General features: G+C 51.0%; 12 protein-coding genes. 3 read left to right on the top strand and 9 right to left on the bottom strand.

The genetic code is table 11. The features are described 5' to 3' along the window. Positions 1-38: 38 nt before the first annotated feature. The 3 genes from OCV63_RS02945 to OCV63_RS02935 are packed head-to-tail and all read right to left on the bottom strand — an operon-like array spanning position 39 to position 4,606. Positions 39-827: a hypothetical protein gene (locus OCV63_RS02945; RefSeq protein ID WP_158361935.1), complete on the bottom strand. Its 789-nt coding sequence runs from the start codon at positions 825-827 to the stop codon at positions 39-41. 2 nt (positions 828-829) lie between these two features. Next, positions 830-1,942, bottom strand: a complete 1,113-nt coding sequence (locus OCV63_RS02940; protein WP_158361934.1) for a DUF5716 family protein — start codon at positions 1,940-1,942, stop codon at positions 830-832. 51 nt (positions 1,943-1,993) lie between these two features. Next, entirely contained in the window at positions 1,994-4,606 is a 2,613-nt protein-coding gene (locus OCV63_RS02935; RefSeq protein WP_158361933.1) for a DUF5717 family protein, read from the bottom strand. Positions 4,607-4,679: 73 nt separating this feature from the next. On the opposite strand from OCV63_RS02935, the gene OCV63_RS02930 reads away from it, so the two are divergent. Beyond that, positions 4,680-5,774 carry a pyridoxal phosphate-dependent aminotransferase gene (locus tag OCV63_RS02930; RefSeq protein WP_158361932.1) on the top strand — a complete coding sequence of 365 codons (1,095 nt, stop codon included), beginning with the start codon at positions 4,680-4,682 and terminating at the stop codon, positions 5,772-5,774. A gap of 245 nt (positions 5,775-6,019) precedes the next feature. Here the strand turns inward: OCV63_RS02930 and OCV63_RS02925 are convergent, their stop codons facing one another. From OCV63_RS02925 to OCV63_RS02905, 5 genes are read right to left on the bottom strand one after another with little or no spacing between them, the layout of a single operon-like run. Continuing rightward, on the bottom strand, positions 6,020-7,018 hold the full coding sequence (locus tag OCV63_RS02925) for a peptidylprolyl isomerase (protein ID WP_158361930.1): 999 nt from the start codon (positions 7,016-7,018) through the stop codon (positions 6,020-6,022). Between the two features lie 6 nt (positions 7,019-7,024). Beyond that, positions 7,025-7,288, bottom strand: a complete 264-nt coding sequence (locus tag OCV63_RS02920) for a glyoxalase (RefSeq protein ID WP_158361929.1) — start codon at positions 7,286-7,288, stop codon at positions 7,025-7,027. A 32-nt stretch (positions 7,289-7,320) separates the two neighbouring features. After that, positions 7,321-8,106 carry an HAD family hydrolase gene (locus OCV63_RS02915; protein WP_262670619.1) on the bottom strand — a complete coding sequence of 262 codons (786 nt, stop codon included), beginning with the start codon at positions 8,104-8,106 and terminating at the stop codon, positions 7,321-7,323. Next, a complete protein-coding gene (locus OCV63_RS02910) occupies positions 8,099-8,779 on the bottom strand; it encodes an HAD family hydrolase (protein ID WP_158361927.1) in 681 nt (226 codons plus the stop codon). The genes OCV63_RS02915 and OCV63_RS02910 overlap by 8 nt, the downstream gene beginning before the upstream one ends. Beyond that, a complete protein-coding gene (locus OCV63_RS02905; protein WP_334308303.1) occupies positions 8,769-9,389 on the bottom strand; it encodes a Maf family protein in 621 nt (206 codons plus the stop codon). The genes OCV63_RS02910 and OCV63_RS02905 overlap by 11 nt, the downstream gene beginning before the upstream one ends. A gap of 157 nt (positions 9,390-9,546) precedes the next feature. Here OCV63_RS02905 and OCV63_RS02900 point away from each other — a divergent pair, with 157 nt between their 5' ends. Continuing rightward, complete coding sequence (locus OCV63_RS02900) at positions 9,547-9,888, top strand: hypothetical protein (RefSeq protein WP_262670617.1); 342 nt, start codon at positions 9,547-9,549, stop codon at positions 9,886-9,888. Between the two features lie 158 nt (positions 9,889-10,046). Here OCV63_RS02900 and OCV63_RS02895 read toward each other — a convergent pair whose 3' ends face one another. After that, positions 10,047-11,648 carry an AAA-like domain-containing protein gene (locus OCV63_RS02895; protein ID WP_158361925.1) on the bottom strand — a complete coding sequence of 534 codons (1,602 nt, stop codon included), beginning with the start codon at positions 11,646-11,648 and terminating at the stop codon, positions 10,047-10,049. A gap of 259 nt (positions 11,649-11,907) precedes the next feature. On the opposite strand from OCV63_RS02895, the gene OCV63_RS02890 reads away from it, so the two are divergent. Further along, the gene (locus OCV63_RS02890; RefSeq protein ID WP_158361924.1) at positions 11,908-12,798 is read left to right on the top strand and encodes a hypothetical protein; all 891 of its coding nucleotides are present in this window, start codon (positions 11,908-11,910) and stop codon (positions 12,796-12,798) included. Positions 12,799-12,858 lie beyond the last annotated feature (60 nt).

Raw genomic sequence — 12,858 nt, 5'->3', positions numbered from 1 at the left:
TATTTTATCATTTGCCTTACGCTCTGTCAACCGCATTTTTACGCGTAACGGGTATTTTTTTCGTACTCCCGCTCCAAATCGTAGATCTTTTCCACCAGATGTTCCGGTTTTTCCAGTTGTTCTCCGGCTTCTGCGCACAGGCGTTCGTAATCCTCCAGGTATTCCTCCAACTGCTCTCCGCGGATGTTCTGCAGATCCATGGCCTGCTCGAAGTCTTCGTCGGACAATCCCAGACGCATGGCAAATATGTACTCCTTTAAGACCTCCGGATCCTTCTGGTACTGCCAGGAAGTGCGGAATGCCTGCGCCGCCCGCCCGAACTGGAAAAGGCGGCAATAGCAGACGCCCAGATTATTCCAGACATGAGCATAAAATTCCACGCCCAGCCGGTCGCTCTGGCGGATATCCAGGATCTTCTCATATTCATAGATGGCCGCCAGATAGTTGTCATTGATGAAGTATTCATCAGCCCGGAGCTTCATCCGCTCCTGCTCCTGGTAGGTGTTCAGCACCTTCATCCGGGAGGACAGCTCCGTCAGCTCTTCCTGGGTATAATAGTTGACGCTCCGAAGAATCGTCAGCACCATATTCTGGATACTGCTTCCGGCTTCGTCTCCCTTTTTCAGCTTCTCGGCCAGTTCCGGGTTATGGGCCTCATTTCGAAGCCAGTCCCAGAGCCGCTCGCCCAGCATCTGGCGATCCACCAGATAGATATTTTCATACAGGAAAAAGGCCAGCTCCTCCATGGAGTACAGGCGGATGCCCATGCTTTCTATGTAATAAGGACTTTTTACCAGCTCATCCCGGCAAATCAGTACCGCTCCCATGCTCACGCGCCTCCTTCCTGGCTCAGATCCACCACTTCATTCCAGACCAGATCCGAGGAGGGGAACAGCTCCCCAAAACCCAGATCCCGAACCTCTATCCGCAGCTTTTCCACGCTTTCAAATTCCACCGCGATGTGAAGTCTGGTGGTCCTGGGAGGGCGCTCCGGAATACCGGTAAGCGTCATGCTCTCCCGCAGGGTCGTATTTCCCTGCATGGGTTTTAAGATAAATTCCAGCACCGGTTCCTCTAAAAGCAGGGCCTCGCACTCCGCCTTGGCCTCATACCAGCTGGTTCCCGCGTTTAAAAGTGTATACAGGCTCTCCCTGCCCGCCCCCGGCGCGCGAAGCCCCACATTGTAGGGAATCTTATCCTCGCCCAGAAACACATACGCCCGCTCCTCCGGGTTTTTCAGCTCATCCATAGCCCGGTAACAGGCCCCTTTGGCAAATAAATTATTGCCTGCGAAGACGCGCTTTCCGGCGCCACAGAGAATCTTCAGACTCTCCTCATACCATTTTCCATCGAAGCCCTCTCCCACCAGGAATACCGAGGATACCGGACGGCCGCCAAAGATATCGCGGGCAATACCGGCCAGAGCCAGATCCTTCTCTGTATCTGTATAATTTCCGAAAGAGACCTGCCATTTTTCCTCCTTCTCCGCCCGGGCCATGACCGGAATGGTCCGACCGTTCACATTCAGCACGGTGCTTCGAAGTTCTCCGCCCCCGCAGGCAAATAATACAGCCTGGTGCCTCCAGATTTCCCGGGACTGGTGCAGCACATAGGCACAGAAACTCTCCTCCCGGGACTGAACAAAAATCCGGCTCTCCGGAATGCCGATCATCTGCATGGCAAGCCGCCGAAGCTCCGCCACGGCCTGCTCGTCCGCCTGCTCCACAGAGAATACCACGGCCGCCGCCTCATGAATCTTGCCGTAGGGCTTCAGAAGACGCATAGCCTTTTTCAGGAAACTTTCTGTAGTCTCCGTAGGGATTCGGTATTTCTCCGTTCCGGGCTCCACGGCCACGGAGACGGGCTCTTTTGATTTTTCATTCCAGCAGCAGATCTGCGAAGTCTCATTTCCCAGATCAAACCCGATTACAAAGGTTCCCACTGTCTGTTACCTCCTTGTTCCTTGGGGACAAAAAACTTTTGCCCCCCAACTTCATTTTAAGGAAAACATGGTTTCCACCAGGAATTTCTTCTTTCCGTATTCCTCATACTGCCGCTCCAATGTCGGCATGTCGTGTTCGGACAGGGAGCGGGCCATCTCATAGACGGAGGCGTACTTGGTGCCAGTCACCAGCGGATCCTCTTCCCCCTCCACGAAGCTGCGATCCGGCGTGGGATGTTCGCCCTCTTCGTCCTCCTCGGTCACAAACCAGGTCAGGCGATCGCCGTAAAACAGGGTAAATTCCTTCACGAACAGTCCAGGTTCCACCGGATACAGGCGTTCGGCCACATAATTACAGTTTTTCATCCTGGGCGACTCGATGACATAATGGAGGATGACCTTATGCTCCGGATTGGCCCGGTACTCCACGAAGGTCTTATCCTCCAAAAGCTCGGAACGTCCCAGCCGGGCCAGCAGTGGCTTCATAAAGCAGAATCGAAGCTTCTTCTGAATGCAGACCTTCGTCATCCGCTCTGCCCGCAGCTCTTCGGCCTCACTCAGCTTCCGTTTTCCGGATAAATAACGCAAATAGGACAGTTCGCATACGGGAGCCAGCCCGGCTTCCCAGGCAATGGCCTGCTCCAGGTACCCGTAAAGTCCTTCCGGCACCCTCTCATCCCTGACGAAATCCTGCCAGCTCATCCAGGTAAGATAGGCCCGGGCCACCAGGCCATCGCCGCCAAGTGACCTGTAATCCTCAAAGATTCCGTAGGCCTCTTCCCGCACCTGTCCGGTAAATAGCATCTGCCCCAGGATCCGCTCTTCCAGGTCAAAGACGTCCAGCTCGAAGGCATGGGCTTCTTTCCAGACCTTCTCCATGACCGTCACTGAACCATAATAATAGCCGGAGAGATATTCCAGAATGCCTTCGTTGTATTTATGCTCCCGGAAGATATGGAGGCAGAGCTTCAGAAGAAACGCGTCCTCCTCGTACTCCAGCTCCCGCATTTTCCAGACAGCCAGCTTCAGCAGCAGCTTCACCCGCACCATGGAATAGTCATAAGTCCGAATCATATCCCAAGCGTCCCCGTACACACCCCGGAGAATCAGGATTTCCACATAGCGAGCCCGATCCTTGGGCGTCATCCGGGTGGTCTCGGTCACCAGGAATTCCTGATCCAGATCCTCCAAATCATGGTTTGCGTAGTAAAACTGCAGGATCTCCTGGCGCACGTCTTCTTTGTAATGGGCTGTGAAGCCGTCTATCTTCAGCACCCGCTTATAATTCTCCACATTTTCTTCGGTGAGCACATGACTCCGGGACATGCCGTCGCAGAGATAGAGATACAGACCCCTGTGGTAACGGAGCAGCTCCCGGCATTTATCCACATAACGGCGCTCATTCAGAAGCCGGGTCAGCGTATAGGGGACGCTGGAGGTATAGCAATTGCCCTGTTCATCCACCAGCACAATGACCGCCCCCGGCGTATAAATCGGAATCAGCGCCTGTCCGTGTATCAGCGGCACTTCGATCTTCTGCTGCAGCTGCTCGTACAGCACCTGTACCTGTCGGATACGCCGGTCGGCGCAACGGAATCTTCGGAGGAACATAATGTCCGCCAGAGCCTCGGCAAAATCAATGGTCAGCAGCTCTTCCACCAGAAAGCGGTCGTAGATCACAGTCATATTTTCACTGAGTCTGCGCTCCAGAAGCTGATCCAGCATGAAGGCTTCGATCTTATCCCGGTATCTCCGGTAGATGTCGGAATCCTCCGGCTGATGTTCGATCACATTGGCGTAAAGCAGAGCCCTCTGGGCGCTGTTCAGAGCCCGGTCATCCATCTGAAAATATAAGAGCAGGTTCCGTGGAAAACTTTCTTTATAAGACTCCGGCACGGACTGCATGAAATACTCGTACAGGTTCGTAATCTTCAGCTCCAGCTCCACGCCCCGCTTATACCAGCAGAAGCTCTCTTCGTCGGTACTGCCATTTTTAATCAGGATAGAGCAGATGGTGGACAGCAGGTCTTTTCCGCCATAGCGCCGATAGGCCTCTTTCACCCGCTGGAAGCCCTGAGCCTCCGGTCTCCGGCCCCGCTTAATCTGGTCGGCCAGCTCCAGCGCCTCCTGGGGCGTCAGTTCTTTCCGTTCGGTGTCCTCAATAATAGAAGTCACCTGTTCCGCTTCTTCGACGATCTGCTCCTCCGGCAGCGGTTCGATGGGGTCTGCGGAAATGAAGTAGGCGTAGCTCTCTTCTTTTGGCTCCTCATGGGCTGCCACCCGCACCGTGTAGGGCAGCAGATATTCGCCCGCCTCGGACACGATGCAGAATTCTCCCTCGATCTCCTCGCCACCCCAGAGTCCCTGGGCGTCGAAGCAGTAGCCGATGCGCGCGGTCCGGGCCGAGAAACTCGGATGCTCCACCTGCATCCGCCAAGAGGAAGCGTAGACGATGCCCTTGATCTGCCGATCCGCCGTCACCGTGAAGCTGCCCTCCGCCTTTTCTCCCGGCTTGCAGTTCAGGGTAATCAGGGACTCAGACAAGGTCATCTCCGGCTTTTTGTATTCTATTTTTCCTGCTGCGATTCGTTCCAGCTTTGCCCGCATGGATGTTCCGCTCCTTCCGCCGCAGACGCGGCTTTCTATCTTTTCATGGGTTTTCATTGCTTTTTTCTGAAATACAGTTATAATCAGTATATCATTATTTTTTAGAAAGCACAAGGAAAGAGGATGTACTATGATTAAGCATAAAGACCATTTCCATGGCAGTGACCTAGAGAAAATAGAGGAAGTTTACGGCATTAAAAAGGAAAATATTACCAGCTTCAGTGCGAATGTGAACCCCCTGGGGATTTCGCCGAAGCTTCGTTCTTCACTGATTGATCATATTGACGCGATCACTTCTTATCCGGATCGGGAGTACACTTCGCTCCGCCGCCGGATCGGAGCTTATGTGGGCGCGCCTGTGGAGAGTATTCTGGTGGGCAATGGATCCACAGAGCTGATTTCGCTGTTTATTCAGATGGAGCATCCGAAGAAGGCGCTGATTCTGGGACCGACCTATTCGGAGTATGAGCGGGAGATTTCCCTGGGCGGCGGTACGTCCCTTTATTTTCCGCTGAAGGAGGAAGACGATTTTGTCCTGGATCTTTCTGCGTTTAAGGCGGCGCTCAATGAGAGTATTGACTTACTCGTGATCTGCAATCCGAATAATCCTACTTCCACGGCTATCTCCCAGGATGTGATGCGGAAGATTCTGGATGAGTGTAAACGGTTTGATATTTTTGTGATGGTGGATGAGACTTATGTGGAGTTTGCGCCAGACGCGGCGGCAGTGGATTCGATTCCGCTGACCCGTTTTTACAATAATCTGGTGGTGCTGCGCGGCGTGTCAAAATTTTTCGCTTCACCGGGACTGAGGCTCGGGTACGCGGTGACAGGGAATGCGGATCTGCTGAAGTATATTAATACGCATAAGAATCCGTGGACCATTAACAGCTTGGCGGCTGTGGCCGGGGAGTTGATGTTCTCGGATAATGAGTATATCCAAGAGACGCGGGAGCTCATTGATTCGGAACGAACCCGGTGTTATGAAGAAATGAAAACCTGGGGAACGGTGAAGGTTTATAAGCCGACGGCAAACTTTATGCTGGTGAAGATTCTGAAACCGGGCGTGGATGCGGATGATCTGTTTGAGCATGCCATCCGGCGGGGTCTTATGATTCGGAATTGTTCTACGTTTCCGTTTTTGGATGAGAGGTTTTTCCGGTTTTGCTTTATGAGTCCGGAAAAGAATACGGAGCTTTTGGAATGCTTGCGTGAGTTACTTTAAGACGGACGAAAAAGAACGGGCGGGGGAAATTCTTCTGGAGTGTTCGGACGTTTCACGGACAGCAGTCTGGCTGGCTCGGACTTTAACAAGTCCGCTCCAGTCAGACTGCAGTGCGCGAAAAGCCGGACACACGCTTAGAAGAGTTTCCCCCGCCCGTTCTTTTTCTGTCTTTGACGGGAACAACTTGACATTCCGGGTGGGAATGGGGATGGACGCATTTGCGCGGGGCGCTCTGCTGGTGCCTGTTAAGAACTGAAATACTTCGTATAGATGGTCATGAAATTTGGAGCGGCTTCGCCGCTATAGTCGGCGAAGTGGACTTTGTTCCATTTGTGGCGGTTGAACTCGGATGGTGTATCCGCCATCATGGCTTCGTAGGCGGCGTTGAATGTTTCGTCGCGGCGTTTTTTGATCAGGGTGTCTTTGTTGGCCTCGGTGGCGTCCCGGTCGAAGTTATTGACGCATTTCAGGATGTAGTAGCCGTCAGAGGTTTCGATGATGTCGCTGATTTCGTCGTTTTCCAGGGAGAAAGCTGCCTCTTCGTAGGCGGCTTCTTTTTCGCCGCGCCCCAGAGTGATGGTGGTCTGGGTGTCTTTGTTGTAAGCGGCGGCCACGGTGCCGAAGTCTTTGCCCTCGTCCAGGCGGGCTTTGACAATCTCGGCGTTTTCCAGGCTGTCCAGTCGGATCTGCTGGATGGTGATGATGCGGGCCTCGTCGTCGCTGACTTCCGTATTCACATCCTTGGTGATCTCGTCGTAGACTTTTTCGGACAGAACGTGGGCGGTACAGAGCTCTTCGACGTCGTCTTTTTCTACGCCCATGTATGCTTTCTGGTCGTCGGTCAGGGCGCTGTAGTATTCGTCGGCGGCCTGGCTGATTTTCTGCTTCTCAGCGTCGTCCAGGGTGACATTGTTTTCTTTGGCCAGCAATGTCACGGCTTTGATGGAGGCCAGCTGGGCAATAATCGTGTCTTTTACATATTCTTCCAGTGTCATGCCGCCGAAATCATGCTGCCACATTTCCACGCCATAGGCATTCTCATACTGCTGCTTGTAGTCCATGACATAGATCATGGCCTCCGGCAGGCTACAGACGCTCTTGCCGATTTTAAAAAGCTGATCCCCGGACAGGCCTGTGGTCAGGACGACCCGGGTGTTTTTCAGTACGCTGCAGCCGCTGAGACTGCCCGTCAGTACGATGGCTGCAAGCAATGCAGCCGCCCCCCGTCTGATGGTTTTTCTCATAGATATTTAGCCCTCCACGATCAGGTAGGTTCCGTCTTCCAGGGCAAAGACCTCCGCGGTCTCCTCCAGTTCCTCGTCGCTCATGCCGCTTGCGTCCATGCCGCTCTCTTCCAGATAATCGCGGACCGCACTGAGACTGTCCACCACGACTGCCATGCAGTCCTCCAGGAAGTCTTCTGCTTCCTCCATGGTCCCGGCCACAGGCTCGTCAAAAAGCTGGCCCTGTTTTTTCAGAAAGGTTTTCAGACATTCTTCGGTATATTCGTTCATAGTATGCTCTCCTTTTTTGTTTCTATCCTGCGTTACAATAAGGTTCGGATGACTTTCAGTACGCCGTCGTTCACGTTGCTGTCGGCGATGTGCTTCGCCGCTTTTCTGACCGGTTCTGCCGCATTGGCTACAGCATAGCTCTCCGTGGCCGCGGCCAGCATTTCCAGGTCATTCAGGTTATCACCGAAAACCATGGTCTCATCCGGGCTGATGCGCAGTATCTTCTGGATTTCCCGGATGGCATGTCCCTTGTTGGACTCTTTACTCATGAAGTCCAGCCAGATATCCCCGGCAATGGTACAGTGCAGACGCCTGGACCAACGGGGCACCATGTCCTCCGCCACTTTCTCAATGTCATGCTTCCGATACACGGATATTTTATTGATGTGACGTCTTTCCGCCAGCGCGTCTTTTACGATGGTCAGCTGACTGCGGTAGCCCAGACGGACCAGATCCAGGAACTCCGGATCCCTGCTTTCGGAATAAAGCCCGCCCTCCGCGTCCAGGGTAAAGCTGGCATCCGGAATCTTCCGCACTTCCTCTACCCATTCGCATACATCTCGCCACTCGATGACTTCTTCTGACATCAGATACCCACGGCAGCATACGTAAGCTCCATTTTCTGACACAAAGATAATATCGTCCTTCACCGATTCAAACAGCTTGACCATGCTGGAATAGGGTCTTCCGCTGGCCGCCGCGAACAGGATATCTTTTTCTTTCAGCTTCCGGATGACCTCGAAGATCTCCGGGTTAATCTCTGCGGTTCCCTCGGGAAGCAGTGTTCCATCGATATCGCTGCATATCAGTTTAATCATGTAACCTTCCTCCCTGTCTGTAGATGTCCGCAATCTCCTCTGCCTGCCGCGCGATGGCGTCGGAGCCATTTTCCCTGAGTTCCTGCTCATCCCGGAATCCCCAGAGTACGCCTACGGTGTACATGCCCGCTGCCGTTCCGGTCTTCATATCCGTGCTGGTATCGCCCAGGTACATGCATTCCTCCGGTTTTACGCCGAACTGCTCCGCGATATGGAGCGCCCCGGCCGGATCCGGCTTCTTCGGGAAGGCTTCGGACTGACCCTGGATCCAGTCAAACAGGTTTCCCTCCGGAAATACGGTGCGAATGACGTTCTTGGTATTGGCGTCCGGTTTATTGGACAGCACGGCGATTTTCGCCCCCTGTTTTTTCAGCTCTTTTAAGGTAGCTACGATGCCCGGATAAGGCTTTACGTTGTAAAGGCAGCCTTCTTTGAAATATTCCATGTAGCGGTCTCTCACTTTTTCAAAGCCTTCGCACGCCTCATCGCCGCCAAAACGCAGCAGTCGTCGGATCAGGGTGTCTACCCCGTCGCCCACAAATACCTTATATTCTTCTATGGTGGCCTCTTTCATGCCAAAATCCCGAAGCGCATGATTCGCACTGCAGGCGATGGACTCCACGCTGTCGCAAAGAGTGCCGTCCAGATCGAAAATACACGCCTTAAAACTCATAATATTCCTCCTCTTCCGGCTTCTGCAAATCCACTCCCATTTTCAGAAGCTCCTGGTAAAAACGGGCCGCAGGGAAGCCCACCACGGTGGTGTATTCGCCCTGTATCTCACGGATATAGGGCATACAGCCGCCCTGGATGGCATAGGCGCCCGCCTTGTCCATAGGCTCGCCCGTTCCGATGTAGGAACGGATCCAGGCGTCCGTCATGGGATACATGGACACCTTCGTCCCTTCCGCGAAATGCACCAGCAGCCCGCCGGTCACAGTATCTATGACTGCCACGCCGGTATACACCATATGGGACGCTCCCTGCAGCTCCTTCAGCATCCGAAATGCGTCTTCCTTATCCTGAGGCTTTCCCAAAATTTTATGTCCACTGGCCACTACCGTGTCGGATCCGATGACCAGCGCAGGCTCCTTCGTCCTGTCGGCCACCTCCCGGGCCTTCTGCAGAGCCAGTGATTTCACCGCCTCCACCGGGTCGGCTGTCTCCAGTTTTTCTTCTCCGCATGCCGGAAGAACCTGAAAACGCAGTCCCATATCCGCCAGAATCTCCCGCCGTCTCGGCGACGCGGAGGCCAGTATCAGTCTTCTTTTCTCCAATGTCACACTCCTCTTTTCCACTACGCCGACTTTTTTCGGCATACCGCTTTTATTAGAGTAATATATATTTTTTAGATTGACAATAAATTTTTTATATTTTTTTGCTTTTCTTTTTCCCGGTTTCGTATTACAATAAAATAAATTCACAAGGAGGGACTGCACTATGAAGAAAATAGCAAAGATTTTTGGAGCAATCGCCGCAATCGGAGCCGCCGTAGCCGGAGGCGTGGCGCTTTATAAAAAGTTCATTTCCCCGAACGAGGATTTTGAGGATCCGGATGACGAGCTGGACGAGGAATTTGAGGACGAGGATCTGGACATGGATACCTCGAAGACCACAGATCGCAGCTACGTATCCCTGACACCGGCCGAAGAACCGAAGGAAGAGGCACCCGCTGAAGAGACAGCTGAGGAAGCTACTGAGAAGGAAGCCCCTGCTGAAGAGGCTGCACCCGCTGAAGAACCAAAGGAAGAGACTCCCGCGAAAGAGATCCCGATTGAGTAATCCGGTATGAATGCACCTGGAGCCCCGGCCCGCCCTTGAAGAGGGCGGAGACGGGGCTCCTTTTTCATCTTTAAGGAACCTTGCCGGAACGATAGCAGAACTCCCCCTTACTATCTTTACTATCCTTACTATCCTTATAATCTTACAATTTCCATTTTTCAGACAACTGCCTCCACAATTTTCTTATCTCCCACACAAACGTCCCTCACTCCAATTTCCTTTTTCTCATTAAAATTAAAGCTCAGCATATATCCTGTTTTTACGTGGTAAGCGTCCAGATATTCTGCCAGCTGCTGCTCGCCTCTGCTGTGATATTCCTGACCGTGCCAGATTTTCATCTCCACAATATATTGCTCACCCCGATAATCCACAATCAAATCCGTACGTTTCTGCTCCCTGGTTCGGGATTCAATATAATAATTCCCTGTTCCATTGATAATCGGGCGCAGATAAAGTAAAAAATATTTTCTTCCTTCTTCCTCCACGAATTTTTCATTGCTGTCTCCATATAAATCATGGAAATGCAAAACAAATTTTTCAAGGACAAGGCGCATATTCAAATGGCCTCCCACAATAAACTGATTCTTTTCCAGCAAGGAAACCGCATAAATATCTTTTTTCTGCATGTCTGCCGCAGATAAATATAAATTATACAACCACGTCTCGAAAATCCGATTCGCCACTGCCAATACGCCGTCTCTGTTCTTCACCAATCCGAACATTGTCGCAATATTGATAGACGGCTCATAATAATTATAAACAATCGCCTTACCTGTGAAAAGCAGTGAATATAACATCTGGTTCAATTCCGGATAACTTGTCAGCTTTTCACTTAGAGATTCAAACAGGGTATTTCTTTCAGAAAGGAGCATACGAACCGCATCCAGAAATCCTTCTCTGGTCCACGCCGTCTTCCTGCTATAACCCGCCTTTTTACTCACCTCTTCCTCTATAAGCTGACAGAGCCTCGACACAAGAAACGGATATCCGGATGTATAATTTTCCAAAAGTCCAGCCATCTCTTCCACATCCATTCCGGTTCCGTAATCCTGCTCATATTCCCGCAGCATTCCTTCAATATCTTCTTTCGAGAAACTCATGTCCACCTTAAAATCTGCCGCGATATTCCACGGACTATTGTACTGATGTGCCTCATCCGGCCGCAGTTTACGACGCAGATTTTTAATATCATAGACCCCGGCCAGAATCACCGATTGAAATGTGGCCTGAAAGTCCCGCTCCATATACTGGGCCCGAAGCTGTGCAAGGAAATCCAGGAACACCTGATTATTTGCCGCGCTATCCACCTCATCAATCATCAGCACAACCGGCTTCTCCGCAGCCATACAGATATCGCTCAGTTTTTCAAACAGAACCATCAACGTAAAATCATCCGTCTTCACTCTGCTCTCTCCAAGCAATTCCTCCAGCTTTTTCTCCACATTTTCTTTCAATTCCCCCGGATTTCTCCGAAAGCTTTTTACAAATGCTCCCGCAAATGCCCTGGAAAACTTGCTTTCCGTCCGGAATTCTTCACTTCCAAAGCTCTGAAAATCCAGCAAAACTACATCGTACTCTGTCTGCAAATAACGATACAGCGCCCGCAAAGTGGTCGTTTTACCATACTGTCTCGCCCGGTTTATCGTAAAATACTTTCCATCGTCCACAAGACGCCTGATCTCCTGCAGACGCTTCTCAATGTTTACCATATAATGTTTGTCCGGAATGCATATCGCTGTGGTATTAAAAACTTTTGGCATAGCTCGGAAGCCTCCTGTAAATAGTCTATTAAAATAGTAGCATGAGGAGGGAAGAAATGCAACCTTCCTGATTTTGCTTTCTCAGCGCTCTACCATCTTCATAACTTTTTTGTGCCTCTGGTATTCTTAAATTTTTCTAAACTACTTGTACCCTCTCTTTCTTCCATGCTATACTTTATCTGTTCAGTTCATCTTCACAAGTCTGTGAAGTATTTCCCATGAATTTGAAACAACACATCAAGGAGGGATTTTCTATTGCATGAAATCATCTAAACCCAAGGGCCATATCAACTGGCATGCTGCTGCCGTAGCCGGGCTCCAGATCGAGCTGGCCGAGCACCGGGATTATCTTACTTATCATCCCGAGTATCCCCTCAATCGAGGGAAACGCCGGACAGACTGTCTGATCATCAAAGCTCCAGACGCTCCACCTCTCACGTCCCCTATCGGACGTATCTTTCGTCGATACAACATCATCGACTACAAGGGGCCGGATGAGTCTATGACAATCAGTAACTTTTTCAAAGCTCAGTCCTACGCGCTCAGCATTCCCGACTACCTGAAGCAGCACCAAGCTATCCATGAGATTACTTTAACCCTCATGACCCATCGTCATCCCAGAATTCTGATTTCTTACATCCGAAAAAATTCCCTTGAAAATACGAAAGATCCCGTTGAAAAAATCATCGACGGATTATATTATATACATATAGGATTCATTCCTGTCCAACTGATTGTCTTACCGGAACTGCCCCACGAACAATATCTCTGGCTTTCCTGTCTGACCAATCATCTTACGAAAGATACGCCTCTTGAGCAGATCGGTCTGGCCTATAAGGCTCATGAGGATGACCCATTATATCAGACCTTCTTGAATGCGGTGATCCGCGCAAATTCTATGAAAGAAGGAGATGAAAAGTTTATGTGCGAAGCATTGGAAGAATTGTTTGCCGGAAGGTTGGAAGCTCAGAAACAGCTTGGTATGCAACTTGGCGTACAAAAGGGAGTTCAAATTGGAACTCAGGAAACTTTATCCAAAATGTCTTCCCTTATCAACAAGCTTCTTAACAGTAACCGTATCGACGATGCCAAACGTGCCACTGAAGATCCTGCTTACCTGGATTCTTTAATGGCTGAATTCAAACTGTAATCTACCAAAATAGTAGCATGAGGAGGGAAGAAATGCAACCTTCCTGATGCATCTTGGCTT

Source organism: Laedolimicola ammoniilytica, from assembly GCF_025567165.1.
GTDB lineage: Bacteria > Bacillota > Clostridia > Lachnospirales > Lachnospiraceae > Laedolimicola > Laedolimicola ammoniilytica.
This window is presented reverse-complemented; position numbering and strand designations above follow the sequence as displayed.

Coding starts and splice junctions, on each gene's coding strand:
- OCV63_RS02915 (WP_262670619.1), bottom strand. CDS start 8,106: ATGATTAAACTGATATGCAGCGATATCGATGGAACACTGCTTCCCGAG.
- OCV63_RS02910 (WP_158361927.1), bottom strand. CDS start 8,779: ATGAGTTTTAAGGCGTGTATTTTCGATCTGGACGGCACTCTTTGCGAC.
- OCV63_RS02935 (WP_158361933.1), bottom strand. CDS start 4,606: ATGAAAACCCATGAAAAGATAGAAAGCCGCGTCTGCGGCGGAAGGAGC.
- OCV63_RS02900 (WP_262670617.1), top strand. CDS start 9,547: ATGAAGAAAATAGCAAAGATTTTTGGAGCAATCGCCGCAATCGGAGCC.
- OCV63_RS02945 (WP_158361935.1), bottom strand. CDS start 827: ATGGGAGCGGTACTGATTTGCCGGGATGAGCTGGTAAAAAGTCCTTAT.
- OCV63_RS02925 (WP_158361930.1), bottom strand. CDS start 7,018: ATGAGAAAAACCATCAGACGGGGGGCGGCTGCATTGCTTGCAGCCATC.
- OCV63_RS02930 (WP_158361932.1), top strand. CDS start 4,680: ATGATTAAGCATAAAGACCATTTCCATGGCAGTGACCTAGAGAAAATA.
- OCV63_RS02920 (WP_158361929.1), bottom strand. CDS start 7,288: ATGAACGAATATACCGAAGAATGTCTGAAAACCTTTCTGAAAAAACAG.
- OCV63_RS02890 (WP_158361924.1), top strand. CDS start 11,908: ATGAAATCATCTAAACCCAAGGGCCATATCAACTGGCATGCTGCTGCC.
- OCV63_RS02895 (WP_158361925.1), bottom strand. CDS start 11,648: ATGCCAAAAGTTTTTAATACCACAGCGATATGCATTCCGGACAAACAT.